This is a genomic window from Arthrobacter sp. Soil761, assembly GCF_001428325.1.
Taxonomy (GTDB): domain Bacteria; phylum Actinomycetota; class Actinomycetes; order Actinomycetales; family Micrococcaceae; genus Arthrobacter.
Genome location: NZ_LMSF01000002.1, coordinates 14,045 through 39,115, shown reverse-complemented (window position 1 = coordinate 39,115; position 25,071 = coordinate 14,045). Strand labels below are relative to the sequence as shown.

The window sequence follows — 25,071 nt, the reverse complement described above, 5'->3', positions numbered from 1 at the left end:
CGTCACGCTCCACGGCCCGGAAGCCGGCCTGTTTCCATCCGTACTTCGTGGGTACAGGACCGGGTAGGGACAACGTCGTTCCCGATGTTGCCTGCCAGTTCCGGACAGGAGATGGACAGATGGCTCGGATTGACCGAATAGCTGAACCATGGGGGACAAGGACACCGTACGGCAGTGGCGGTGAGTGGCCGGTGAGGGTGGACACCCACCTGGCCGAAGGGGTGGCCCCGGAGGGCGTGGACAGGTGGGTCCAGACGGCGTCCCTCCTGCACTCCAACGGCGACGCCATGGACATCGCGGTCAAGGACAACCGCATTGTCGGGGTGCGCGGCCGGGCTGTGGACCGCGTCAACCACGGCCGGCTGGGACCGAAGGACCTGTACGGCTGGCAGGCGAACGCGTCAGCCGACCGGCTAACCACGCCCCTGATCCGCGAGGGCGGAAAGCTGGTGGAAACCGACTGGGACACGGCCATGCAGCGCGTGGTGGACCGTTCCAAGGCGCTGCTGGCCGAACAGGGCCCCAGCGCCATTGGCTTTTACACCACGGGCCAGCTCTTTTCCGAGGAGTACTACACCTTGGGGACCCTGGCGCACGGCGGTATCGGCACCAATCACGTGGACGGAAACACCCGCCTGTGCACTGCCACTGCCGGAGAGGCGCTGAAGGAATCATTCGGCTGCGACGGCCAGCCCGGCTCCTACACGGACGTGGACCACGCGGACGTGATCGCCCTCTACGGGCACAACGTGGCGGAAACCCAGACCGTCCTCTGGACCAGGATGCTGGACCGCCTGGCCGGACCCAACCCGCCCAAGATCATCTGCGTGGATCCCCGCCTCACCCCCGTGGCCAAGGCGGCCACCCTGCATCTGGCGCCACGGCCGGGCACCAACGTGGCCCTGATGAATGGGATCCTGCACGACATCATCGCCAACGGCTGGGTGGACCACGAGTACATCAAGGCCCACACGGTGGGGTTCCCGGAGCTCGAAAAAGAGGTCAGGAACTACCTGCCCGCACTGGTGGCGGAGATCTGCGGCGTCCCGGCGGAGCAGATCTCCGAAGCCGCCCGTATCATCGGCCACGCCGAGCGGCTGCTGTCCACGGTGCTTCAGGGTTTCTACCAGTCCAACCAGGCCACCGCCGCCGCTGTCCAGGTCAACAACATCAACATCATCCGCGGCATGCTGGGCAAGCCAGGCTGCGGCATCCTGCAGATGAACGGCCAGCCCACCGCGGAGAACACCCGCGAATGCGGGGCCGACGGCGACCTGGCCGCCTTCCGCAACTGGTCCAACGACGCCCACATCCAGGACCTCGCCAGGGTGTGGAACATCGACCCCATGTCCATCCCGCACTACTCACCGCCAACGCACGTCATGCAGATGATGCGGTACGCGGAGGACGGCTCCATCCGGATGCTGTGGGTCAGCGGCACCAACCCCGCCGTTTCGCTGCCCGAACTGAAGCGGATCCGCAGCATCCTGGAACAGGACCGCCTGTTCCTGGTGGTGCAGGACATCTTCCTGTCCGAGACCGCCCAGCTGGCCGACGTCGTGCTTCCAGCTGCGACCTGGGGCGAAAAGACGGGCACCTTCACCAACGTGGACCGTACCGTCCACCTGTCGGAGAAGGCCGTGGACCCACCCGGTGAGGCCCGGCCCGACCTGGAAATCTTCATCGACTACGCCCACCGGATGGGCCTGCAGGACAAGGACGGGCAGCCGCTGATCAAGTGGCACGATCCAGAGTCCGCCTTCGAAGCGTGGAAGGAATGCACCCGCGGCCGCCCCTGCGACTACACCGGCATCACCTATGACAAGCTGCGCGGCGGCTCCGGCATCCAGTGGCCGTGCAACGAGGAAAACCCGGACGGCACGGAACGCATTTACGCCGACGGGAAGTTCTGGGCCCACCCGGAGTACTGCGAAACGTACGGCCGCGACCTGATCACCGGGGCGCCCGTGGAGCCGTCCGAATACAAGGCCCTCAACCCGGAGGGCAAGGCCATCATCAAGGCCGCCGAGTACATGCCGCCGCACGAGCTGCCCAGCCGGGACTTCCCGCTCCAGCTCATCACCGGCCGCACGCTCTACCAGTTCCACACCCGCACCAAGACAGGCCGGGCGCCGGAGCTGCAGGCGGCCGCGCCGGACGTCTGGGTGGAGCTGTCAGTGGACGACGCCGTCGCGTACGGGATTGCCGAGGGCGACCTTGCAGAGGTGGAGACACCCCGCGGTTCAGTCCGTGCCAGGGTGCGGATCAGCGGGATCCGGAACGGGGTGCTGTTCCTGCCGTTCCACTACGGCTACTGGGACACCAACGGCGGCCACCGGCCGGACGGCCCGGGCCGGGCGGCCAATGAGCTGACCATCACGGACTGGGACGCCGCCTCCAAGCAGCCCATCTTCAAGACAGCGGCGGCGCGCATTACCCGGGTTTACGGCGGTGACGGGCCGTCCCTGGCGCCCACCACCACGGCGTCGGCTCCCGTCGGCGACTTCCCGGAAGAGGCCAGGACCAAGGGGACCGCCGCCGCCCTGGCTGACGAAGAAACCGGCACGGCAGGAGGGGCACGATGAAATTCGGGCTTGTACTTCAGGAAATGCACCGCTCCGAGAACGACCTGGCACACCACCTGCTGGTCATCTCGGAGCGCCACAAAGTGGACCACGAGATCTACCATCTGGCCCGTGACCTGGCGCGCTGGTCCCAGCAGCACGTGCGGGACATCGCGGAGATCGGCAGGAACTACGGCCAGGACCTGGACCCGGAGCCGCGCGGCGAAGCGGGGCTGATGGAGACCCTCCGCGAGAAGGGCAGTGAGATGGTGGGCCGGCGTCCGGAAACCGGGATGCTGCTGCTGCGGGACCTCCGGGAGCTGTACTTGATGGCGTGTGGGGTCTCGGCCGACTGGGAGCTGCTGGCCCAGGCTGCCCAGGGAATGAAGGACAAGGACCTGCTGGCCCTGGCCGAAAAGTGCCATCCCCAAACGATCCGCCAGATGAAGTGGGCCAACGGCAAGCTGAAGGAATCCGCCACCCAGGTCCTGGTCAGCTGAGGGGCTTGGTCAGCGGGTTATCCCGCCTCACGGGCTTCCTGCAGGTGAGCCACCAGTGCCTGCATCTGCTGCACCGTCCACGGCAGGTCCTTGCTGAGTTCGGCGCTGTTGTCGCTCCACATGGCGCGGGCGGCCGCCTTGGTGCCCTCGCTGCTGTGGAACCGGGAGCCCAGCTCATCCCAGCGGCGCACCAGCTCCCTCGCCTCCGGGCTGTTGGCAGGGACAGCGGCGTCCACCTGGCGCAGGCCCTCCTTGACCATCCCGGCCCATTCGGTCCGGGATTCCTCGGTGGCTTCCGGGCCCAGCCGTTTGCGCTGTTCCTCGAGCTCCCGGCGCTGGTCCTCGGTGAAGTAGTTCTCGAACATCGTCATCCTTTCCAAAACGGTCATGAAATAAGCGGGGGCGGCGTCCCCCTGGTTGATGCGGACCAGCAGGTCCCTGATGGTCCGCTGGAGCTGCCCGAGCTGGAGAGCCTGCCCGTCCAGTGCGTCCAGTTGGCGCTGCAGGAGATCCCGCATGGACTCCGGACTGCCACCCGACCGGTCCAGCACGGCGGCGATCCCACCCAGGGGCACCCCCAGGCTCCGCAGGGCCCGGATGCTGTAGAGGCGCCTGAGGTCCTGGCCTGTGTAGCGGCGGTGGCCTGCCGTGGTCCGGGCGCTTGCCTGGAGCAGCCCGATGCTGTCGTAGTGGTGCAGCGCCCTGACAGTGACCCCCGTGGCCGCGGCCAGTTCGCCAATGCTCCAGCGCGGTTCATCCAGATGTTCCATACCGCCAACGGTAGGACCTGACGCCGCGTCAGGTTCAAGTCCTGGGACGGCGCTCCTTGAACAGACGGCGCTCCTTGAACAGAAGGCGCTGCTTGAACAGAAGGAAGGTGCAGCCGAAGGGGTTTCATTCAGTGAAACCGGCGGCGCGTCCGGAGCCGTCCATGGCCCAGAGTTGAGTCCATGAACGCGGAGCCCAGGATTGGCCCGCTCAAAGGCACAGGACAGAAACGGCGCGGCATACATGGAGTCAACGATGACGGTACTGCGGATCCAACGGGGGATCGAGTTCGCCCGGCCCCAAAACGCAGTCCCGCTGCTGCTGGACCTCTACCTTCCCGGTACTCCCGGGGAGGGCCCGGACCAGGGCGGACGCCCTGCCGTGATCCACTTCCACGGGGGCGGCTGGCGGATGGGTGAGCGTTCCTCGCTGGGGCCCGGGGTGGACGGTTTCGGCCTCAGCCCCATCGAACAGCTGGTGGACGCCGGGTTCGTGGTGGCCTCCGCCGACTACCGCCTGACGGACGTTGCCACCTTCCCTGCCCAGCTGCTGGACGCCAGGGCGGCGGTCCGCTGGCTCCGCGCCCACGCTGCCCACTATGGCGTGGATCCGCGCCGGATCTACGCCTGGGGCGATTCGGCAGGCGGCCACCTGGCCGCGCTCGTGGGCCTGACTGGCGGATCCTCCCAACCGGCCGGCACCCTGGACCACGACGGCGATGACCAGGTTGCCGCCGTCGTGGCCTGGTACCCGCCCACGGACCTGGAACGCATGGGCGAACAGGCCAGGACGGATGCCATAGCCCGCGCCGATGACCCCGGCTCCCGTGAAGCGCTGTTGATCGGAGCGCAGCCGGCCGCCGCCCCGGACAAGGCCAGGGCGGCCAGCCCCTTCACCTATGTGCATCCAGGCGTGCCTCCCTTCCTCCTGATCCACGGAACGGCGGACCGGTTCGTCCCCGTGGAGCAGTCCACCAGCTTCGCCGCAGCGCTGGAAGGTGCCGGTGCCGCCGTCGAACTTCTCCTGCTGGAAGACGCGGACCACATGTGGCAGCTGCCGGACGGCGGCAGCTCGGCGGCCGGGCAGGCAACCGCCGCCACCATTGATTTCCTTTGCCGGCAGGCAAAGCAGCACTGATTTCCCCACTTCCTTCGGTGCGCCATGCGCCCGGAACACACCCGAAAGGCACCTCCATGCAGTTCATTGGCATCACGCACCACGGCGAACCCTGGGCAGCAGCGCTCGCCGGTTCCCGCGTCCTCCCGCTGGCACCCGTCGCCGGCTTCTGGACCGACGCGGAAGGCTGGCAGGACAAAGCGGCAACACAGGTTGCCGGCGCGGCACAGCATGACGCGTCCGACGCCGGCGCCTGGCTGGAGCGCGGCACCGTCACCGAAGTGCCGCTCGTCCCGGCGTCCGCACGGGTCATCTGCGTGGGCCTGAACTACAAGGCGCACGTGGCGGAAGGCAGCTTCAAGGACCACGAACTGCCGCCGTACCCCACCCTGTTTGCCCGCTGGACGGCGTCCCTGTCCGTGGGCAACGTCCCGGTTCCCGTCCCGGCCGGCGAGGCGGGACTGGACTGGGAGGGCGAAGTGGCCGCCTACATCGGCCGGCGCGTCGAGTCCGCGGATGAGGTAACAGCTGCCGGCGCCGTCTTTGGCTACTCCACCTTCAACGACATCACCTCCCGCAGGGCCCAGAAACTGACGTCGCAGTGGACCCTGGGCAAGAACGGCGACTTCAGCGGACCCCTTGGTCCACTGGTCAGCCGCGACGAGGTGGGCGACTTGCGGGACGGGCTGCAGGTGCGCACGCGCGTGAACGGAATCGAAGCCCAAAACGGCAACACCCGCGACATGATCTTCTCCGTCCCGGCCATCATCGCGCTCATCAGCCAAACGTTCACCCTGCATCCGGGCGACGTCATTGCCACCGGAACACCGGAAGGCGTGGGGTACGCCCGCACCCCGCAGTGGCTGCTGCAGCCCGGTGACACCGTCGAGGTGGAGATCGAGAAGCTCGGCACCCTGACCACGCCCGTGGGCGATCTCTCCCTCCGGAGCCGTGCCTGATGAGCACGTTCCAGAACGCCGGCCCCGCGGACATCCCGGAGGAGGCGCGGGTCCTGGTTTCCGGCGGCGGCCCCAGCGGGCTGTTCCTGGCCCTGGACCTGGCATCCCGCGGGGTCCCCAGCACCGTCATCGATCCCCGGACCGCCGTGGACCCCACCCGGCCCCGGGCCAAGACCACCAATGCCCGCACCATGACGCACCTGCGCCGGCTGGGCCTTGCCGACGCGCTCCGGAAGGCTTCGCCGCTGCCGGTGGACTACGCCCGGGACGTCATCTTCTGCACCGCGCTCACCGGGCCTTCCGCACATGAACTCCGCCGGTTCCGGCACGCCTTCCAGCTGGTTCCCGGCACCTACGGGCCCCAGCCGGAGTGCGGCCAGCAGGTGCCGCAGCCGGTCCTCGAAGAGGTGCTCCGCGCGGCTGTCGCGGACAACCCGCTGGTCACGTTTGTGACCGGGTGGTCTGTCCAGGAGGTCCAGGAGGTTCAGGGGCCGGGCGCCCGCGGAGACGAAGCCGGCAGCCATCACGCCGGACTTTCCCACGCCGCCGCTCCCGAAGATGCCGCTGATCCGGAAGGCGTGGCAGCCACGGCGCCGTACGCCGTCGTCATCGCCGATGTTTCCGGTACCTGCCGCACCATCCGCGCGAACTACGTTATCGGCGCCGACGGCGGATCCTCTGCGGTGCGCCGCAGCCTGGGGATGCGCCTGGAGGGCGGCTCCGCAGCCCTGTCCAACATCAGCATCCTGTTCCGTTCACGGTCACTGGCCTCCGCCGTCTCGCTGGATCCTGCCGTGCAGTATTGGGTGGTGGGATCGGAGACCTCGGGAATGGTGGGGCCCATGGACCGCACCGACACCTGGTGGGCGATTGTCCAGGGCGTGGATCCGGCCGTGACCGTCACCGCCGCCGATGCTGCCGCGATGGTCCGGGCGCTGGTAGGCACTGAGGTGGACGTCGAAGTGGTGGCCACGGACCCCTGGACGGCCCGCATGCTGCTGGCCCCGGAGTACAGCCGCGGCAACATCTTCCTGGTGGGCGACGCCGCCCACCTCAACCCGCCATGGGGCGGCCACGGCTTCAACACCTGCATCGGCGACGCCGCCAACCTGGCCTGGAAGCTCGCCGCCGCCGTCAACGGCTGGGCAGGCCCCGGCCTCCTGCCCAGCTACGGGGAAGAACGCCGGCCCGTGGCAGCCCGCACCATCCGCGACGCCGCGGAGAACGGCAAGGCCCTGGCGTACCATTTTGCGGATCCGCACCTGGCGCTTGCCGGGACCCGTGGTGACGCTGCGCGCCGGGCTGCCCACGACGCGCTCGCCGTGAAGCAGAGCGAGTTCGACTCCCTGGGCCTGGTCCTGGGCTACTCGTACGCGGAGTCGGCCCTCGTGGTTCCCGACGGCCTGCCAGTCCCGGCCGAAGACCCCATCCGCTACGTACCTTCCGCCAGCCCGGGCGCCCTGCTGCCGCACGCATGGCTGGCGGACGGCACCTCCCTGTACAGCCATCTGGGCACCGGATTCACCTTGCTGGTGGACGCCGGCGCGGCAGGCGCGACCGCGGCTGAAGTCGCCCAGCCGGTGCTGGCGGCCGCCGCCCGGACGGGCGTTCCGGTGACCGTCGCAGTCGTCGGACCTTCCGACGACGGCAGGCCCCTTTCCCACGTGTGGGGCGCCAACGCCGTGCTGGTCCGCCCGGACCAGCACGTGGCCTGGCGCGGAAATTCCGCCCCCGCCGCGGGCGCAGCCCTATCCGTGGCGGCCGGATGGTCGCCCACTTCCCTTGAGAACACCAGGAGCAACCGTGTCGACGCCGTCATTCCGTGATTACCTGTTTCCCCCGGACCACCCGCGCGTGGCGGACATCCGGGGCCTGAACGCCCGCGAGTACGCAGAAGCTGCCAAGACCGACCCGTTCGCCGGGCCCATGATCGAAGGCTGGCAGAAGCTGTACCCGCAGCCCTTCACCGGCATCACCAGCGACGGCGTGCGCCGGGAAGGCCTGTACCCGCTGGCACCGGCCGGGCCCGGGGAGGAAGCGCCTGCCGCGGAGATGGTGGCCGCGGCCCGCAAGCTGCTGGGCACCGTCACTGCGGACCAGGCGCGGAAGCTCAGCTACGCCGTGGATGCGCCCGAGTGGCAAAGCTGGGCCAACCCCGAATTCATGCAGCACGATACCGGGCTGCGCCTGGATGAGCTGGAACCACCGGTCCGCGACGCTGCCCTGGGCGTGGTGGAAGCAAGCCTGAGCCCGCAGGGGTTTGAGCTGGTGCGGAACCTGATGCGCATCAACGGGTTCCTGGGCGACCTGGTGGAGCTGCCGCTGCTCATGAACGAGTTCAGCTACAACTTTGCCCTCTACGGCGAACCGTCCGAGACCGAACCGTGGGGGTGGCAGCTCTTCGGCCACCACGCGGCGCTGAACTGCCTGGTGGCGGGGACGCAGCTGGTGGTGTCGCCGGTGTTCATGGGCGCCGAACCGGACATGATCGACGCCGGCCCGCACCGGGGCGTGAAGGTGTTCAAGGAGCGCATCGCCCTGGCCCGGCAGCTGATGGGCGCGCTGCCCGCCCAGCTCCGGGCTGGCGCCACCGTCTACGCGTCGATGGTGGACGCGGCCATGCCCGAAGGCCGCCTCCACCCGGGCGACGAGCGGCACCTTGGCGGGTGCTTCCAGGACAACCGGGTGATCCCCTGTGAGGGCATCCCCGTGCGGGATATGCCCACGGAGGCCCGTGAACTGCTGGACGCGGTGGTGGATGACTTCATCGCCTACCTGCCGGACGGGCCCCGCGCCGCGCGGTGCCGGGAGATCCAGCAGCACTACGGTGAATCGTTCTTCAGCTGGATCGGCGGCTGGGAGGGGGAGGAGGCCTTCTACTTCCGCCTGCAAAGCCCTGTGGTGGTGCTGGAACTGGACCACCACACCGGCGTGTTCCTCAGCAACGACGAACCTGCCCCGTTCCACATGCACACCGTGGTCCGCACCCCCAACGGCAACGACTACGGCCGCGAACTTGTCAGGCAATACCCATCGGCTGCTCCGTAACTGCCGTTTTGAGTGTCCGGAACGGCCGCTACGGAGCAATGGATTGATGACAAAGCCAGGGCCCGGATTTCCTTTCGGAAGTCCGGGCCCTGGCCTTGGGAGCAGCGGTTAGGGGATGTCCAGTGCCGCGCGGCGCTGCGGCGGCGGGCCCACCACGGTCAGGTCCATCTCGGCCTGGGCACGCCCAAAGCCTTCCATGTCCATGTAGGGCTCGCCGCCCTCGGTGTACATGTAGTCTTCGGTGGGCTCGTTGAAGTACTCGAAGAACCCGTTGAACACGGACGGCGTCAGGAACCCCACCATCTGGGTGTTGTGGGCATCAAACGCGAACGAGTGGATGGTTCCCCCGGGGGCGTGCACAAAGTCACCCTTGGTCAGCAGCATCTCGCGGCCGTTGGCGTAGAGCCACATCCGTCCCTCGGTGCAGAGGAAGTTCTCGGTGTGCTGGGAGTGGAAGTGCAGCGGAATGTAGGGTGTCTTGGCGCCCTTGGTGTGAACGGCGAAGTAGTTCGAGCCGGTGTTGGACGGCCGGGACAGGTAGGTATACATGGTCTGGTAACTGACCATCCGCTCACCCTCCCCGGCACTCAGGAAGTAGGGACTCTGGGTAGGCGGCAGGCCGGCGTCGTTCCTGAACGACGGGGCCACGCGCTCAATATCAGGGAAGGTGATGCCGAACTCCGCACCCACCTCGGCCTGCTGCTGCAGGCTGGCCTTGTGTCCTGGCCGGACGGGCGGGACGTGGGAGTCGATGGGCGTTCCCACCCGCTCGTAGTACTTCTCGCCGCCGCCGGGCGTCATCCAGTTCAGGAAGCGGGTGTAGTGGGCAGCCATCCGGTAGGCGTGCGGGGTGTTCGGCGGGATGACCACGGAGTCTCCGGGGGTGAGGATCCTGCTCTCGCCGGGCAGCCAGACGTGCAGGATCCCGTCGAAGACGTAGAGGGTCTTGTGTTCGATGCTGTGGCTGACAAAGGGGGATTCGGCCCCCATTCCGCCGGAGATGTAGGCCGCGCTGAAGATGCCGCCCGTATCGGCGGCGCGGGCGATGACCGTTACTAACTGGCCGTTGATTTCGTAGCGCGCGCCCTCGCCCGACGCCATGTAATACGGGACTGCCTCTCCGGGCAGCACGTTGGCCGCCGGGAGTTGCTTGTTCATTTCCTCAACGCTGAGGGACATGGTTTCCTTCTTTCCAGTCGGCCGGCCTTTGCCGGAGCGTGACCTACATCATGGCTGTCCATCGCTCCGGCCACGAGTGCAGATTCCAATGGTTGGAAACCGAACGCAGTTGGCCGTCGTGCCCCTGCTAGCCCTCACATTCCTTGCAGTACTTCTTGCCATCCTTCTCGCGCGCCAACTGGCTGCGGTGGTGGACCAGGAAGCAGGACATACAGGTGAATTCGTCTGCCTGCACCGGGACCACCTGAATGAGGAGTTCCTCGTTGGAGAGGTCCGCGCCGGGCAGCTCGAAGCTGTCCGCCAGGTCCGTTTCGTCCATGTCGGGAGCTGCCTCCCGGCGGCCGGACTTATCGGACTTCAGCTCCTCCAGGGCGACGTTCGGCTCTTCCTCGGGCGTGACCCGTGGAGCGTCGTAGTCAACTGACATGTGGTGTGTTCTCCTGTCCAGCTGCTGATGTCCAGATTGTTCTGGACAGATCGACAACGCCGGACGCGGGCAACAAATTCCCGTGCCCCGGCATCCGGCGCCGCCCCGGCATGCCGCCCGTGCGGCGGGCATGAACGGTGGCGCTCACCGGAAGTCAGTCCCCGCCAGACCGGCACAGGCGTCCCACAGCCGCCGCCGCGCCTCCGGGTCAGAACCCATGCCGGGGGTGGGAAGCTCTTTCCGGCCTGCCCACAGCTTGCCGGTCAGCACCGCCGTCTCGGGTGAGGTTGCCAGCCAGAGCGGCGTGTCGGCAGCCTTCTCTGCCGACTTTCCCAGGGTGTTCGTGATCCACCGGAACGGGCCGCCCACGTCCTGCAACAGCCCCGTGTTCTTCACCAGTCCGGGATGGACGGCGTTGACCACCACCCCTGTTCCACGCAGCCTGGCGGCGAATTCCTGGGTCAGGAGGACCCGGCCCAGCATGGTGGGCGGCGTGGAACGGAGGAAGCTGTATTTCCCCTTCGCCGTCTGCAGGTCATCGAACGGGATCCGGACATTGCCGTACTTGGACGCGATGTTGATGACGCGCGACGGCAGGGCGGCGGACGCACCCTTCCTGAGATCGTCCAGCAGGAGCCCGGTGACCAGGTAGTAGGACATCACGTTGGTGGCGAAGGTGAGCTCCAGCCCTTCGGCAGTTTCAAGGCGTTCCTTGCGGAACACGCCGGCCGCGTTCACCAGCACATCCAGCCTGCCGTGACGGGAGCGGAACCCGTCCACGGCAGAGCGGATCGAAGACTGCAGTGACAGGTCGCAGGCCAGCGGCTCAAGCTCCGCGCCCGGAACGCGGGTCCGGATATCGGCCATCGCCGCCTGGGCACGCGCCACGGTCCGGCCCACCACCACGACAGTTGCGCCTTCGCGGGCAAGGCCGGCAGCCACTGCCCGCCCGATCCCACCGGTGGCACCGGTCACCAACGCAATACGCCCGTTCAACCGTGCCATGCCCATCGCCTCCAGCGAGTCCGTGTTCCGGGACTATCCCAGCACTATCCGGTAGATCTGGCCAGAGCCTTCCGGACCGGACTCAGGTGCCCGGGCCGTTACGGTGCAGCGATGCCCCTGGTCAGCTTGCGGATCCCGTCGTGCTTCGGACCGGTAGCCGCGGCCGTTGAAGTTTTGGTTGGCGTGCTGCAGCCAGCCGGAGCGGCCCTGGCGACAGGAAGACCTCTTAATGGTTGGCTGTTGGTGCCGTCACTAAGAGGTCTTCACTTGTTCACAACTGAATCAACGTTGTGGGACGTTCAGCGAGTCCGTGATCATCTCAAGGGAGATATCCCGTCATCCAGCTTTTGGGTCTAACCGGCGAGGCCGCGGGCAGCTGAGCTTGGGGACATGGCCGCGGCCGTGAGGACGGACGTTTCCCGTTCGCTCTGCTGCACCTCGTCGAGCTCCTTGAGGGTGTACTTTTTGGTCTCCTTGGCGGTCAGGGCTGAGGCTCCGGCCAGGACCATGAACCCGAGCGCGACCATGGACGGTCCGACCCAATCTTTCAGGTCGGGGCCAGCGAGGGCTGTCGAGAGAACGGGGCCGATGACGCCCGAGATGGCGAAGCCGACTTGAGTCCCAAGGGCGAGTCCGGAGACGCGCAGGCGGCCGGGGAACATCTCCGCGAAGAATGACGGCCAGGACGCGTTCACCATTGAGTAGAAGAGGGAGTAGTTGATGATGCCGAACAGGAAGATCAGCGACCAGTTCCCGGTCGTGATTGACCACAGGTAGGGGACCATCGTGACGCCCACGCCGCCCGTTGCGATGAGGAACATCGTCTTGCGGCCGATCTTGTCCACAAGGAATCCTGCGAGGGGCGTGATGCCGAGGGCGATCACGGCCGAGACGGTAGTCGTCAGGAGCATGGTCGGCTTATCCAGCTTGTATCCGGCGGTACCGAATGCCACCGAGAAGGTCTGCATCATGTAGCTCGTGCCCGCGATGAGGGCGCAGAACACGATCCGCAGCACCGCACGCCAGTGGAAGCGCAGAAGATGCCGGAGGGGAGCAACGTTCACCTTGGCGGCCTGGGCCTTTACGAACTCCGGCGGCTCTTCGATGTGGCGGCGGATCAGGTAGGCAGCGACGACTACGAGGGCGGAGGCCCAGAACGGCAGCCGCCAACCCCAGCTCAGCAACTGCTCCGAGGGCATGGCGGCGATCGGGATGAAGACCAGCAGGGTGAGCAGCGTGCCGGAGGAGGAACCCAAGGTGGTGAAGCTCGCGAGGAACCCGCGCCGGCCTTCGGAAGCATGCTCCAGGCTCATGGTGATGGCACTGGGCTGCTCGCCGGAAAGGCACAGTCCCTGGATGACCCGGATCAGCACGAGCAGGACTGGAGCAAGAGGCCCGATTTGGGCGTATGTGGGGAGGCACCCGATCAGGAAGGTGCAGCCGCCGATGCCGAACAGTGTGATCATCATGACGAACTTGCGGCCGCGACGATCGCCCAGCGGCCCCAGGATGAGGGAGCCGAGGGGGCGCACCGCGTAGCCGACCGCGAAGGTGATCATGGCGAGCAGTACGCTGAGGCCCTGGGGCAGCTCGGGTGAAAAGAAGAGCACGTTCAGAACCAGCGCCGACGAGGTGCCGTACACCGCGAAGTCGTAGTACTCCAACGTCGTACCGATCCAGGCCGCGATTGCGGCCTTGACCGGGGTCTTCCTGGGAAGTGTGGTTTCTGTCATTTCGTCTCCGTGGGTGATGGGTGAACACCGGTTGCCGCTAAACCTGGGCTCTCGGAAAGAGATCTTGAGTGGAATGTCCTGTTGGTCCTGCTGTGAGCTCTCTCGCAAATCGTGTTTACGGCTTTGCGGACCGGCCTCAAACATCAAGTTAACGTTTGCGGTATGGGTCACACAAAGTCGGCTTTTATGTACCTACATAGCGATTTGTTATGGCTTGGAGCCGAAGGACCGGAGACCTTGGACAACACGGAAGCTCGCCGTGGGACGGGGATGGGAGGGCGGAAGGCCCGCCGGCCCGCCGGCCGGGGATCAGGCGGGACGATTACTGCGGCTGGGCCACACGCAAGCCGACGCCCCTGGTCATTTTGCGGATTTCGTCGGACTTAAGCCCGCTTGCCCCGGCAAGTTGGTAGTCGTCAAGGAGCCGGGATTTCCTGGCCAGGGCCAGAACCTGCGTTCGTTGTTCTTCCGCGTCGTTCCGGGCGCCTTCTGCTGCCGCCAGCTCTGAAGCCAATCCCGCAATGAGGTGAAGATGCCCGCTCCGGGTTTGGCCGGACGGGTACAGCTCGCCGCGTGCCAGCGCGGCAGACCGGATACTTGCTGCAGGCTGTCCGGCGGCCTTCGCGACGGCGGCAACCTTCACGCCATCGCACACGGCCTGGGCAAGGCAATCACCCAACTCGGCGGTGAGGGCACGTACCCTGCTGGACCGAAGTGCGAGGGTCGTCCTCAGCTGGGCCAGCATGGCCAGGACTTGTTGGGCTCGGGCCGTGGCGGGGTCCGGCTTCGGGACGCCCCGGTACCGGTACGCTGCCGCGCCGGCCGCGCCCGTGCCGGTCCTGGCTGAACGCGGAGGTATCCGATCGTGAATTTTTCTGCCGGGCACCTCTGCTCCTTGTCTCCGTTGGTGTTCGCCTGCCCGCGCGGCTTCCCGCCCGTCGGACGTGGAGGCGTCGCGGGGGCCGGCGGTGTGCCTTCATTGGGCCCGTTATCCACCCTGCAGGTTACGCCCCGGTCAAACCGGCAGGGCAATACCGAAAGTACTTGGAGCAATAGGCGAAAGTTCTAGGTGCTCCGTCATAAGGGCTGCTTATCTGTCCACGCACTTTAGGTCTTATCCAAGGGGGCGGCTCCTTCCCTAGGCTCAAATGAACCACCCCCATCCGTACCGGAAGCCTGGAAGACACCATGCCTGAATTCGTGCCCGCATCACGCGTAACCCGTATCAAATCCTCACCCAGCGTTGCCGCGGCGGCCCGTGTCCGGGAGCTCAAGGCCGAGGGCCGCCGGATCCTGGACCTGACGGTCGGCGAGCCGGACTTCGACACGCCCCAGCACATCAAGGACGCTGCCTTCGCGGCCATCGACCGTGGTGAAACCAAGTACACATCGGTCACCGGGACGCCCGAACTGCAAAAGGCCATCCTGCAGACGCTGCACCGCAAAACAGGGCAGCAGTACACCGCCGGCGAAATCACCATCGGGGGAGGCGGCAAGCAGGTCATCTTCACCGCGTTCATGGCCACCCTCGATCCGGGCGACGAAGTTGTCATTCCAGCGCCGTACTGGGTCTCCTACCCGGACATGGTGCTCGCCAACGAAGGCACCCCCGTCATCGTTTCCTGTGGTGAGGACACCGGTTTCAAACTAACCCCCGAGGCACTGGCAGGCGCACTGACGGAGCACACCAAGTGGGTCATCCTCAACACGCCCTCCAACCCCACCGGAGCGGTCTACTCCCGCCAAGAACTGGCAGGCCTGGCCGCCGTCCTCAAGGACCACCCTGACGTCTATGTCCTCACCGATGAGATCTACGACGAGATCCACTTCGGCGAAGAGCCCATAACGGGTCTCGTGGCCGTTGCCCCTGAGCTTAAGGACCGTGTGCTGGTCACCAACGGGGTCTCCAAGGCCTACGCGATGACCGGATGGCGGCTGGGTTACGCCGGCGGCCCGGCGCCCCTGGTGGCTGCCATTAACAAGCTGCAGTCCCAAATGTCCTCCTGCCCGTCCTCGATCAGCCAGGCGGCTGCCGCCGCGGCGCTCACGGGAGACCATGCGTTCGTCCGCGAAAGCGTGGAGGTGTACCGCGAACGGCGTGATGCGGCAGTCGCCGGGCTTAACGCGGTCAATGGCCTGCAGTGCGCGACGCCGGAAGGCGCCTTTTACGCGTACGTCAACTGCGCCGGGGTCATCGGCAAGACGACACCCGACGGCAGGCGGATCAGCAACGACGAGGACTTCACGTTGTATCTCCTGGAAGCGGCGTCCGTTGCCGTCATCCAGGGTTCGGCGTACGGACTAAGCCCCTACTTCCGGATTTCCTATGCCACCGGCCTGCCGGTGATCGAGGATTCCATCGCTGCCATCGAAAAGGCCGTCAGGGCGCTGGCCTGACCCAATCACTGCTTTGCCCACGCTTTCTACAAAACAGGAGCACCTCATGATCCATGTCAAAACGAAATTCGACCGCCCTTCCGAAGATGCCGTTCAGCGGCTCTCCAAGTTCTCATCTGCCACCGTGCATGAAGCCCAGGGCCGCAAAGGTGCGGTGAGTTCGAAGATCAAGCCGATTGACCGCAGCATGTCCTTCTGCGGCCCCGCCGTCACCGTGGTCTGTGCACCGCGGGACAACCTGATGCTTCAGGTGGCCATTCACTACGCCAAGCAGGGCGACGTTGTCCTGGTGGCAGCCGGTGAGTACGAGGAAGCCGGGACATTCGGCGATGTGCTGGGCAACGCCATGAAGGCGAAAGGCCTGGCGGGTATGGTTACGGATTCAGGCGTCCGCGACACCAAGGACCTGATTGAACTCGGATTGCCGGTGTTCTCCGGCAGTGTCTGCATCAAGGGGACCGTCAAGGAAACCATTGGCCCGATCAACCATCCCCTGGTGTTCGGCGACGAAATTGTCTACCCGGGCGATGTCCTGCTGGGTGATGCCGACGGTGTGGTGGTGGTCCGCAAGGATGAGATCGAGGAAGTCATCAGGCTGTCGCAGGCACGCGTGGACGCTGAGGACGACCTCATCCGCCGCTACAAGGAGGGTGGCACCACCATCGAGTTGTGCAAGCTGACCGAGGTCCTGAAGGCCAAGGGGCTGCTGGTGGAGGACGCCGAATTGGAACCTGCGCTGTAGCTTCACACCGATGGGGTTAAACCACAGAGGCCCGGAGTTCCTTCTGGAACTCCGGGCCTTCTGTTGGCCGCCGGCGGTGCGGTGGTTCAAGCCACCTCAGTTCATCCCGGGAAGAAGATACGCAGGCGGCCCCACCTGGGAGTCGTCCAGGTACCACATGGTGGATCCCCGCTTGCCCGGCGGCATCATGCTGCCCTCGAAGACAAACACCGGATCCGAGGCAGCGCCGTCCTCGGCCCGCCAGAAACCATTGGTGGGGCAATGCGAACCGGTGCTGGCCTTAAGCTGGATCCTTCGTTCCGAGGATTTCCGGTATTGCAGGCTGGTGATCTTTTTCATGCTGGGCTCCAAGGGAATCATTTGTGCCGGGTAAACGCCGTTGGCGAACCTTTATGGCTTTTATCCTAGGACGCAGCAAAATCCATGGATAAGACGAATGGAGCGTGACCTGATAAGGGCCGCTTATGATGCATCCGCGCCAGCGGAGGGTGTTCCGCTGGAAAGCGGCTGGTATTTGCTGCGCAGCATTTCCTGGAGCATTTCCTTCAGCACCAGCAGAACGGCGGAACCGGCCTCAGAGAGCGGTTCGTGGTCCGGAGTGCACAGCGCGATCTTGCACTGGAGTGCAGGCCCGGTGATCCGCAGGACCCGGAAGTCCTCCTCATGGAACAGGGCATCCGCGGCCGACTTTGGCAGGATGGTCGCACCCAGGTCGCTGCGCAGCAGCCGGGTCAGGGACGGCACCGATTCCACTTCCCCCACCAGGTGCAGCGTGAGGCCCTTGCTGTCGAAGCCCGCCTCCACCACCTGGCGGAGGGTGTGGATCCGTTCGGGCAGGAACAGGCCCAGCGTGGCCGCCGCTTCCAGGGCGATGGTGCCGGCCCCGGGATCCACCGGAAGCTCCCGCGCGGCGTTGACCACCAGGTACAGGTCCTCGACGATGAGGGTGGTGAATTGCACACCCCGGATGGGCCCCGGTTCATAGATGAGGGCCATGTCCAGCCGCCCGTTCTTGATGGCCTCGCTGAGTACGCCGCCGTATATCTCCGTCAGGTGCAGCACGATGTCGGGGTAGCGCCGCCCTACTTCGCGGATAATCCGCGGGGTAAGGCTTGAGGCCATGCTGTAGGGAGCGATTGCTATGGAGACGCGCCCGGAAGGTGCCGCTCCTGAAGCTGCCACATCGATCCTTGCCTGCTCCACTTGGCGCAGGATGGTTTGGGCGTGCCGGTAGAGGGTATGGCCGGCCGCCGTGGGCTCCACGCCCTGCTTGCTCCGGATCAGGAGCCGCTGCTTCAGCTCCGTTTCCAGGGCCGACACCTGCTGGCTCAGCGCCGGCTGGGCGACGTGGAGGGCGGCGGCCGCCTTGGTGATGCTTCCTGAGTCGACGATCTTCACGAAGTACGCCAGCTTCCGGGTGTCCATAGCGCTCCTCTTTTCCAGCCGGGGACGGCACAGCATGCGGGGTCATACGTTGGCGCTATGGCGGGACAGGCAATACGTCTTTGTGTGATCCGAGTCTCGGGCATAGGTTAATTGCAGATGACTTTTCCAATGACCAGATCATTCTATCCCGGCCCAAGCCATCGCCGGTTTTGATGCCGGCATATGTTTTGTGCATAAGCAGGAAAAAATTTGTTGGAAAAGCCAGTCTTGTTGTTACGAAATAAGGGCCGCTTGAATTTTTCGGGGTCGCCAATAGCGCCCCTAAAGGTCATAACTGTTCCCTATAGCGTGATACCGCATTCGTCTTTGTGTGGCTCCAATCCCGATGCCACACTGATTTACACCCGCAGCACCAGCAGAGGAAGGCCCGCAATGCCCACAGTTGATCTCGTAGCGGATCTTGGTGAAGGTTTTGGCGCCTACTCGATCGGCGACGACAACGCCCTCCTGGAAATCGTCTCCAGCGCCAACATCGCCTGCGGCTTCCACGCGGGGGACCCTGACATCATGGACGCCACCGTGGCTGAATGTGTCAGGACGGGAGTCGGCATCGGCGCCCACCCGAGCTTCCCGGATCTTCGCGGCTTCGGCCGCCGGGCCATGGACCTCACGGCTGACGAAGTCCGCAACGATGTGATCTACCAGCTGGGTGCCCTGTCGGCGTTTGCCGCCTACCACGGCGGTACCGTCTCCCACCTGGCTCCCCACGGCCGCCTGGGCAACCTGGTGGCCACCCGCGCGGACTACGCCCGAGCCGTAGCAGATGCCGCCGCCCGGGTGGACCCGAAGCTGATCATCCTGGCGCAGGACGGTGAACTCGCCACTGCGGCGGCGGAGCGCGGCCTGCGGGTGGCCATCGTTGGCATCGCGGACCGCGCCTACCAGGATGACGGGACTCTGGTGCCGCGCAGCCGGCCCGGCGCCGTGATCCACGACCCCTCCGTCATTGTCCGGCGCACTGTGCGGATGGTGACCGAAGGACTCATCGAAACAGTCTCCGGCAGCGACATCGCCATCCATGCCGACACGGTGCTGCTCCACGGCGACAATCCGGGCGCCGTCGAACTTGCCCGCCTGGTTCGCAGCGAACTGATCGCCGCAGGCGTCACCATTGCCCCGTTGGCACAAGTGCTCGCCGCAAAGCAAAAGGTTTCCTGACCATGGCCGCCCCAACGACAACCAGCCGGACAATGCTGGACATCTACGAGTCAGGCGACGCCGCCCTGCGTGTGGTGGCACAGGCCGGTGACGCAGAAGCCAACTGGGCCACGGTCCACTCCCTGGCCGGCTGGCTGGCGACCGCCGGCGTCGAAGGCATCCATGGCGCCGTTCCCACCTACGACTCCGTCCTGGTCGAATTCGACCCCTACCTCACCTCCGCCCGCCAGGTCAGGGCGTTCATCCTCCTGGGGATGCGCCAGCTGGACTTTGTTGGCACCACCCTGCGCGAGCCGCGCCGCTTCGAGGTACCGGTCGTGTACGGGGGCAGCTACGGGCCGGACCTGGAAAGCGTGGCAGAGCACCAGGGCCTGGACGTCCAGGACGTGATCGCCCGGCACACGGCCAAGACCTACGTCATCCGCTGCCTCGGAGCGCCGGCAGGCTCGCCCATGATGGACGGACCAGACTTCCCGGTCCCCGTCCCCAGGCTCAAAGACCCGCGGCTGTCCGTACCCGCCGGTGCAGTATCCGTGGCCGGACGCCAAGCCGTGATCGCGCCCGCCGTCGCACCAGGAGGCTGGTGCGTCATCGGCCAGACCCCCCTTACGGTCCTGGACGCAGCACGCGAACCCCTGGTGCCCTACGTCCCCGGCGATGAACTGCGCTTCTACCGCATTCCCGCGGAGGACTTCGGAAAGTACGAGGGGCAGTTCCTGGAGGCCCGGCCATGACCGGGTCACTTATCGTCCTTCAGCCCGGACACTCCGTCGTCACCGACCTTGGCCGGACGAAGGGTCCTGCATTCGGACTTCCCGTCAACGGCGCCCTGGACCAGTTTTCGGCCAAGGCCGCGAACATCCTGGCCGGCAACGGGGACAACGATCCGCTGCTGGAACTAACCGCCCTGGACTTCAGGATGCGCGCCACCACGGACCTGCTGATCGCCGTGACCGGCGCGCCGCTGGACCTCTCGGTGGGCGGCCGCGACTGCCCCCAGTGGGAGCCCGTCTCCGTACGGGCCGGCGAAACAGTGGCGGTCCGCGGAATCCGCACCGGTCTCCGGGCCTACATCGCCGTCCGCGGATCCTTCACTGTCCCCACGCTGCTGGGCAGTTGCGCACCGGACACGGTCGTGGGCTTCGGACTGAAACTTGTTGAGGGCACCCGGCTTGCAACGCAAAAGACCACCGCGCCCCTCACTCAGCCATACTTCGGCTTGCCCCTGTTCCGGCTGGGGCTGGCAAAGCCGGAATTCACCACCCACCCGGTCATCGACGTCACCGACGGGCCGGACGTAGCCGAATTCGGCGACACCGCAGACCTGCTTTTCACCACGCAGTACACCGTGAGCCCCCGAAGCAACCACATCGGACTCCGGCTCGGCGGCGCACTTCCCGAACGCCAACTCACCTCCGAGGTCCTCTCCCGCGGTGTCCCGGTGGGGGCCATCGAGGTTCCGTCCCGGGACGAACTGCTGGTCCTGCACCGGGGACGCGGCGTTACGGCGGGCTATCCGGTCCTGGGGGTCGTCACAAGCCGCTCCCTGGATGTCCTGGCACAGTCCAGGCCCGGACACACCGTCACCTTCAGAAAGACAACCGTGGCTGAAGCAACAGCCATGCACCGCACAGCCTGCCTGGAGCTGGACAGACTCCGGAACACCGTGAACACAGTCTTTGGACTCCTGGGGGTCGGCGCCGGCCAGCGCTGGCACGAACTCAGCCCGGCGTCAGGAGCCTGAACATCTTGAATGCCCGTCCCACCGCCCGGGACCGCACCCACAAACCGCTACGCGATCCCTAACCCCCTGCCAACCACTACGCCCAGCCCATTGCCGGACCTAAGAGCCCCGCCATTTACCACTTATTGGAGTCCCTGTGCCTTTTTCCGACTACACCACAGCCCTCGTCACCGGAGCGTCCACCGGCATGGGCGCGGCCATCGCCGAACGTCTCGCCAAGCGCGGATTGACCGTGCACGCGGTGGCCCGCAACGAGGAACGCCTCGCCGAACTGGCCGACCGCACGGGAGCAGTCCCGCATGTGGTGGACCTGACCGACACCGCCGGCCTGGCCGGCGTCGTCCGCGACCTCAAGGTGGACGTCCTGGTGAACTGCGCCGGGGTCTCCCGGACCGGCAACATCCTGGACTCCTCCGAGCAGGACATCGACGAACTCATCGACGTCAACCTCCGCGGCCTGCTGCAGCTCACCCGGCTGGTGCTGCCCGGCATGGTGGAGCGGGACCTGGGCCACGTGGTCAACATCAGTTCGATCGCCGGGCTCTACAACTTCTACGGCCACACCGCGTACCACGCCACCAAGGCCGCCGTGCACCAGATCTCCCGGCAGTTGCGCAACGACACGGTCGGCAAGCGCATCCGCGTCACCGAAATCTGCCCCGGCCGGGTGGAGACCGAAATCTTCGGCCGCAACCTGGGCGGCAGCCCCGAGGCCATGGAAGAAGCCTGGCAGACCTACTACGAGGGCTACGAGTCGCTCACCACGGACGACATCGTCAATGCCCTTGATTACGCCATTGAAACCCCGCGCCACGTGAATGTGGGCATGCTCGAGCTCATGCCCACCTTCCAGGTCCCCGGCGGACTGACCTTCGACCGCCGCGACGCATAACGATCCGCCCGCAGCACCTTCCCACCAACCGATAGGCCTTCAACGATGCAGCACGTGCAAACCGTCAGTTTCCCCGAACCCCAGCTCCTGGCCGATTTGTCCCCGCTCCCGGAGGGACTGACGGGAGTGGTGTGGGACATGCAGGGGGCCCCTGACGAGGCCCACGGAAGCATCGACGGGGTCATCCTGCCGTACCTCAATGCCGGTGCGGTCCTGGCGAACCTTGGCAAGGTCCCTGACCTGAAGTTCGTGCAAACTCAGTCAACAGGGTTCGACGGCGTCCGCGAGGCAGCGGGTCCGGCCGCCGCCGTGGCAAACGCCTCGGGCGTCCATGCAGCTGCCACCGCGGAGCTGGCCGTTGGCCTCATCCTCGCCAAGCTCCGCGGCATCGACCAGGCCGCCCGCGATCAACAGGCCGAACGCTGGAACCCGCAACGCCGCCAGTCGCTGGCCGACCGGAAGGTCCTGCTGCTGGGCATCGGCGGAATCGGGAAGGAGCTGGCCCGCCGCCTGGAGCCCTTCGAAGTCACACTGACCCGGGTGGGAAGCGCCGCACGGACCGATGCGGACGGCCAGGTCCACGGTCCGGATGAACTCGTGGCGCTCGCCGCCGGCCACGACATCCTGGTCTCCGTCCTTCCCCTCACCGAGGCGACCCACCACCTGGTGGGAGCCAAGGTCCTGGCCGCCCTGCCGGACGGCGCCCTGGTGGTCAACGTCGGCCGCGGCGCCGTGATCGACACCGACGCCCTAACGGCTGAAGTGGTGTCCGGCCGCCTGCACTGCGCCATCGACGTTGTCGACCCCGAACCGCTGCCCGCCGGCCACCCGCTCTGGTCGTCGGAGAACGCCCTCATCACCCCCCACGTTGGCGGCAACGCCTCAGCGTTCGAACCACGGATCCTGAAACTCCTGAAACGGCAGCTTGAGGCCCTCGCCGCCGGCGAAACCCCGGTCAACCTGGTGCAGCAGGGACCGTTCGCATGAGCTCACTGTTTGACCTCACCGGCCGCGTCGCATTGGTCACCGGCTCCAGCCGCGGCATCGGCTCGTCACTCGCCCGGGCACTGGCCGACGCCGGTGCCACGGTTGTGCTGAATGGCATCAACCCGGAGCGGCTCAAGGAAGCCGAAGCCGCGCTCGCCGCCGACTTCCCGGCCGGCCGCATCGCCAGCATCGCGTTTGACGTCACCGACGGCGAGGCGGCAGCCCGCAGCATCGCGTGGATCGAAGAGCACGTGGGTCCGTTGGAGATTCTGGTGAACAACGCCGGGATCCAGCACCGGGTGCCGATGCTGGACCTTGAGGTGGCGGATTGGGAGCGGGTCATTTCCACGGACCTGACCAGTGCGTTCCTGGTGGGGCGGGAGGCGGCCCGGCACATGATTCCGCGCGGCCGGGGCAAGATCATCAACATCTGCTCGGTGCAGACGGACCTGGCCCGCCCCACTATCGCCCCGTATGTTGCCGCCAAGGGCGGGCTGCGGAACCTCACCCGGGCCATGACGGCCGAGTGGGCCGCTTCCGGCCTGCAGGTCAACGGGATCGCGCCGGGGTATATCCACACCGAGATGACGCAGAACCTGGTGGACGACGAACAGTTCAATACCTGGATCCTGGGCCGCACCCCGGCCCACCGCTGGGGCACGCCGAAGGACCTGGCCGGGCCCGTGGTCTGGCTGGCCTCGGACGGGTCGGACTTCGTGAACGGCCAGACCATTTTCATCGACGGCGGAATGACGGTGGTGGTCTGATGCCCGCGAACACACCCGTCCAGCCAGGCCCCAACACGCTGCCCGCCTCCGGGCCGGCCGTGGTGGCCCACGCCGCCGGGGACCTCCGGATCGATGAGGTCCCGCTGGCCCTGCCGGCGGATGACCAGGCCGTCGTCGAGGTCTTGTACGGCGGCATCTGCGGCTCGGACCTGCATTACTGGCTGCACGGCGCGACCGGGGAATCCATCCTGAAGGCACCCTTGGTCCTGGGCCACGAAATCTCCGGCGTGGTGGTCCGCGCCGCCGCCAACGGCCAGGGACCGCAGCCCGGAACCGCCGTCGCCGTCCACCCCGCCACCCCGGGACCCGGCGCGGCCAGGTACCCCGCGGACCGGCCCAACCTCTCACCCGGCTGCACCTACCTGGGCAGCGCCGCCCGCTACCCGCACACCGACGGCGCCTTCAGCCGGTACGTGAACCTGCCCGTCCGGATGCTGCGGGCCCTGCCCGAGGGCATCGACCTGCGCACGGCCGCCCTGGTCGAACCCGCGTCCGTGGCCTGGCACGCGGTCTCCCGCGCCGGGGACGTGGCCGGGAAGACCGCGCTGGTGATCGGGTCCGGCCCCATCGGTGCCCTCGCTGTCGCGGTCCTCAAACGCGCCGGTGCAGCGCACATCACCGCTGTGGACCTCCATCCCAAGCCGCTGGAGATCGCCAAGGCCGTCGGCGCGGACCAGGTCATCAACGCCGCAGACACGGAAGCGATCGCCGCCGTGGAGGCGGACGTGGTGATCGAATCCTCCGGCAACCACCACGGACTGGCCTCCGCCATCCGCGGCGCGGTGCGGGGCGGGACCGTGGTGATGGTGGGGCTGCTGCCCACCGGCATGCAGCCGCTACCCATCTCGCTGGCCATCACCCGCGAACTGGACCTCAAGGGCTCCTTCCGCTTCAACGACGAAATCGACGAGGTCATCGCGGCGCTTGCCGACGGGTCACTGCACATCGACCCCGTCATCACCCACCAATACCCCGTGGAGGACGCCCTGCACGCCTTCGAGGTGGCCAAGGACTCCACCAGTTCCGGCAAAGTCCTCCTCAGCTTCGACGGGAACGGGGAGGAACGGTGAACGCCCCGTTGCCGCCCCTGGTGGTGATGGGCGTGTCCGGCTCGGGGAAATCCACCATGGGCTCCCTGCTGGGCCTGCGCCTGGACATGCCATTCTTCGATGGCGACGATTTCCATCCGGCCGCCAACAAGCAGAAAATGGGCGCCGGCAAACCGCTCACGGACGTTGACAGGGAGCCCTGGCTTGGCACGCTGGGGGAGCTGCTCGCAGGAAAGGCCGACGGCGTCACAACAGTCCCGCCTATCGTCGCCTGCTCAGCGTTGAAGCGCCGCTACCGGGACCTGCTGCGCAGCGCAGCGCCGGATGTTGTCTTCATCCACCTGACCGGAAGCGCGGGCACCATTGGCGCGCGGATGGAAGCCCGCGCCCACGAGTTCATGCCGCGGACCCTGCTGGAATCCCAGTTCGCAGCCTTGGAGGAACTGGACGAGGACGAGGCCCACCTCCTGGCCGATATCACCGAGCCCCCGGAACTCCTGGTGGAACGGCTGGCCACGGAGCTCCAGGCCGTGTCCGCTAAGGCGGTCCGCACCGCCTGATTCACAAAC

The 25,071-nt window shown here is 66.5% G+C and carries 24 protein-coding genes; 16 read left to right on the top strand and 8 right to left on the bottom strand.

Features of this window, described 5'->3' with window-relative positions:
- Positions 1 to 119: 119 nt before the first annotated feature.
- Positions 120 to 2,585: a molybdopterin oxidoreductase family protein gene (locus ASG79_RS02585; RefSeq protein WP_056388248.1), complete on the top strand. Its 2,466-nt coding sequence runs from the start codon at positions 120 to 122 to the stop codon at positions 2,583 to 2,585.
- The gene (locus ASG79_RS02580; protein ID WP_018772155.1) at positions 2,582 to 3,064 is read left to right on the top strand and encodes a hypothetical protein; all 483 of its coding nucleotides are present in this window, start codon (positions 2,582 to 2,584) and stop codon (positions 3,062 to 3,064) included. Before ASG79_RS02585 ends, ASG79_RS02580 begins: the two co-directional genes overlap by 4 nt.
- Positions 3,065 to 3,081: 17 nt before the next feature.
- On the opposite strand, the gene ASG79_RS02575 is transcribed toward ASG79_RS02580, so the two are convergent.
- Positions 3,082 to 3,834, bottom strand: coding sequence for a MerR family transcriptional regulator (locus ASG79_RS02575; protein WP_056388246.1), 753 nt, complete (start codon positions 3,832 to 3,834; stop codon positions 3,082 to 3,084).
- Positions 3,835 to 4,087: 253 nt separating this feature from the next.
- On the opposite strand from ASG79_RS02575, the gene ASG79_RS02570 reads away from it, so the two are divergent.
- Genes ASG79_RS02570 through ASG79_RS02555 form a run of 4 tightly spaced genes read left to right on the top strand, consistent with a single transcriptional unit; the run spans position 4,088 to position 8,955 of the window.
- Positions 4,088 to 4,969 carry an alpha/beta hydrolase gene (locus ASG79_RS02570; RefSeq protein ID WP_056388245.1) on the top strand — a complete coding sequence of 294 codons (882 nt, stop codon included), beginning with the start codon at positions 4,088 to 4,090 and terminating at the stop codon, positions 4,967 to 4,969.
- A 56-nt stretch (positions 4,970 to 5,025) separates the two neighbouring features.
- Complete coding sequence (locus tag ASG79_RS02565) at positions 5,026 to 5,907, top strand: fumarylacetoacetate hydrolase family protein (RefSeq protein ID WP_056388243.1); 882 nt, start codon at positions 5,026 to 5,028, stop codon at positions 5,905 to 5,907.
- A complete protein-coding gene (locus ASG79_RS02560; RefSeq protein ID WP_018772151.1) occupies positions 5,907 to 7,733 on the top strand; it encodes an FAD-dependent monooxygenase in 1,827 nt (608 codons plus the stop codon). The genes ASG79_RS02565 and ASG79_RS02560 overlap by 1 nt, the downstream gene beginning before the upstream one ends.
- Positions 7,711 to 8,955: a DUF3500 domain-containing protein gene (locus ASG79_RS02555; RefSeq protein WP_056388241.1), complete on the top strand. Its 1,245-nt coding sequence runs from the start codon at positions 7,711 to 7,713 to the stop codon at positions 8,953 to 8,955. The genes ASG79_RS02560 and ASG79_RS02555 overlap by 23 nt, the downstream gene beginning before the upstream one ends.
- Before the next feature lie 108 nt (positions 8,956 to 9,063).
- Here the strand turns inward: ASG79_RS02555 and ASG79_RS02550 are convergent, their stop codons facing one another.
- The 5 genes from ASG79_RS02550 to ASG79_RS02530 all read right to left on the bottom strand — a co-directional run bounded on the left by ASG79_RS02550 (position 9,064) and on the right by ASG79_RS02530 (position 14,185).
- Positions 9,064 to 10,134 carry a quercetin 2,3-dioxygenase gene (locus tag ASG79_RS02550; protein ID WP_056388239.1) on the bottom strand — a complete coding sequence of 357 codons (1,071 nt, stop codon included), beginning with the start codon at positions 10,132 to 10,134 and terminating at the stop codon, positions 9,064 to 9,066.
- Between the two features lie 127 nt (positions 10,135 to 10,261).
- A complete protein-coding gene (locus ASG79_RS02545) occupies positions 10,262 to 10,561 on the bottom strand; it encodes a DUF4193 domain-containing protein (protein ID WP_018772148.1) in 300 nt (99 codons plus the stop codon).
- Between the two features lie 144 nt (positions 10,562 to 10,705).
- A complete protein-coding gene (locus tag ASG79_RS02540) occupies positions 10,706 to 11,566 on the bottom strand; it encodes an SDR family NAD(P)-dependent oxidoreductase (RefSeq protein WP_235509714.1) in 861 nt (286 codons plus the stop codon).
- Between the two features lie 353 nt (positions 11,567 to 11,919).
- The gene (locus tag ASG79_RS02535) at positions 11,920 to 13,299 is read right to left on the bottom strand and encodes an MFS transporter (RefSeq protein ID WP_056388237.1); all 1,380 of its coding nucleotides are present in this window, start codon (positions 13,297 to 13,299) and stop codon (positions 11,920 to 11,922) included.
- Positions 13,300 to 13,621: 322 nt separating this feature from the next.
- Positions 13,622 to 14,185: a hypothetical protein gene (locus ASG79_RS02530; RefSeq protein ID WP_224084218.1), complete on the bottom strand. Its 564-nt coding sequence runs from the start codon at positions 14,183 to 14,185 to the stop codon at positions 13,622 to 13,624.
- 302 nt (positions 14,186 to 14,487) lie between these two features.
- On the opposite strand from ASG79_RS02530, the gene ASG79_RS02525 reads away from it, so the two are divergent.
- Together ASG79_RS02525 and ASG79_RS02520 are read left to right on the top strand one after the other, a co-directional pair.
- Positions 14,488 to 15,696, top strand: a complete 1,209-nt coding sequence (locus ASG79_RS02525) for an aspartate transaminase (RefSeq protein WP_056388235.1) — start codon at positions 14,488 to 14,490, stop codon at positions 15,694 to 15,696.
- A 46-nt stretch (positions 15,697 to 15,742) separates the two neighbouring features.
- The gene (locus ASG79_RS02520; protein ID WP_056388233.1) at positions 15,743 to 16,438 is read left to right on the top strand and encodes a 4-carboxy-4-hydroxy-2-oxoadipate aldolase/oxaloacetate decarboxylase; all 696 of its coding nucleotides are present in this window, start codon (positions 15,743 to 15,745) and stop codon (positions 16,436 to 16,438) included.
- Positions 16,439 to 16,534: 96 nt separating this feature from the next.
- Here ASG79_RS02520 and ASG79_RS02515 read toward each other — a convergent pair whose 3' ends face one another.
- Together ASG79_RS02515 and nac are read right to left on the bottom strand one after the other, a co-directional pair.
- The gene (locus ASG79_RS02515) at positions 16,535 to 16,777 is read right to left on the bottom strand and encodes a hypothetical protein (RefSeq protein WP_056388231.1); all 243 of its coding nucleotides are present in this window, start codon (positions 16,775 to 16,777) and stop codon (positions 16,535 to 16,537) included.
- 123 nt (positions 16,778 to 16,900) lie between these two features.
- On the bottom strand, positions 16,901 to 17,863 hold the full coding sequence (gene nac, locus ASG79_RS02510; protein WP_056388229.1) for a nitrogen assimilation transcriptional regulator NAC: 963 nt from the start codon (positions 17,861 to 17,863) through the stop codon (positions 16,901 to 16,903).
- A 393-nt stretch (positions 17,864 to 18,256) separates the two neighbouring features.
- On the opposite strand from nac, the gene ASG79_RS02505 reads away from it, so the two are divergent.
- The 8 genes from ASG79_RS02505 to ASG79_RS02470 all read left to right on the top strand — a co-directional run bounded on the left by ASG79_RS02505 (position 18,257) and on the right by ASG79_RS02470 (position 25,062).
- On the top strand, positions 18,257 to 19,042 hold the full coding sequence (locus ASG79_RS02505) for a LamB/YcsF family protein (protein ID WP_056388227.1): 786 nt from the start codon (positions 18,257 to 18,259) through the stop codon (positions 19,040 to 19,042).
- A 2-nt stretch (positions 19,043 to 19,044) separates the two neighbouring features.
- Complete coding sequence (locus ASG79_RS02500) at positions 19,045 to 19,776, top strand: 5-oxoprolinase subunit B family protein (protein WP_056388225.1); 732 nt, start codon at positions 19,045 to 19,047, stop codon at positions 19,774 to 19,776.
- Positions 19,773 to 20,786, top strand: a complete 1,014-nt coding sequence (locus ASG79_RS02495) for a biotin-dependent carboxyltransferase family protein (RefSeq protein ID WP_056388223.1) — start codon at positions 19,773 to 19,775, stop codon at positions 20,784 to 20,786. The genes ASG79_RS02500 and ASG79_RS02495 overlap by 4 nt, the downstream gene beginning before the upstream one ends.
- A gap of 136 nt (positions 20,787 to 20,922) precedes the next feature.
- On the top strand, positions 20,923 to 21,678 hold the full coding sequence (locus ASG79_RS02490) for an SDR family oxidoreductase (RefSeq protein WP_056388221.1): 756 nt from the start codon (positions 20,923 to 20,925) through the stop codon (positions 21,676 to 21,678).
- A gap of 45 nt (positions 21,679 to 21,723) precedes the next feature.
- Positions 21,724 to 22,665, top strand: coding sequence for a 2-hydroxyacid dehydrogenase (locus tag ASG79_RS02485; protein ID WP_056388219.1), 942 nt, complete (start codon positions 21,724 to 21,726; stop codon positions 22,663 to 22,665).
- Positions 22,662 to 23,432, top strand: a complete 771-nt coding sequence (locus ASG79_RS02480) for an SDR family oxidoreductase (RefSeq protein ID WP_018772091.1) — start codon at positions 22,662 to 22,664, stop codon at positions 23,430 to 23,432. Before ASG79_RS02485 ends, ASG79_RS02480 begins: the two co-directional genes overlap by 4 nt.
- A complete protein-coding gene (locus ASG79_RS02475; protein WP_056388216.1) occupies positions 23,432 to 24,523 on the top strand; it encodes an L-idonate 5-dehydrogenase in 1,092 nt (363 codons plus the stop codon). Before ASG79_RS02480 ends, ASG79_RS02475 begins: the two co-directional genes overlap by 1 nt.
- Positions 24,520 to 25,062 carry a gluconokinase gene (locus ASG79_RS02470; RefSeq protein ID WP_018772089.1) on the top strand — a complete coding sequence of 181 codons (543 nt, stop codon included), beginning with the start codon at positions 24,520 to 24,522 and terminating at the stop codon, positions 25,060 to 25,062. Before ASG79_RS02475 ends, ASG79_RS02470 begins: the two co-directional genes overlap by 4 nt.
- The last annotated feature ends 9 nt before the right edge of the window (positions 25,063 to 25,071 follow it).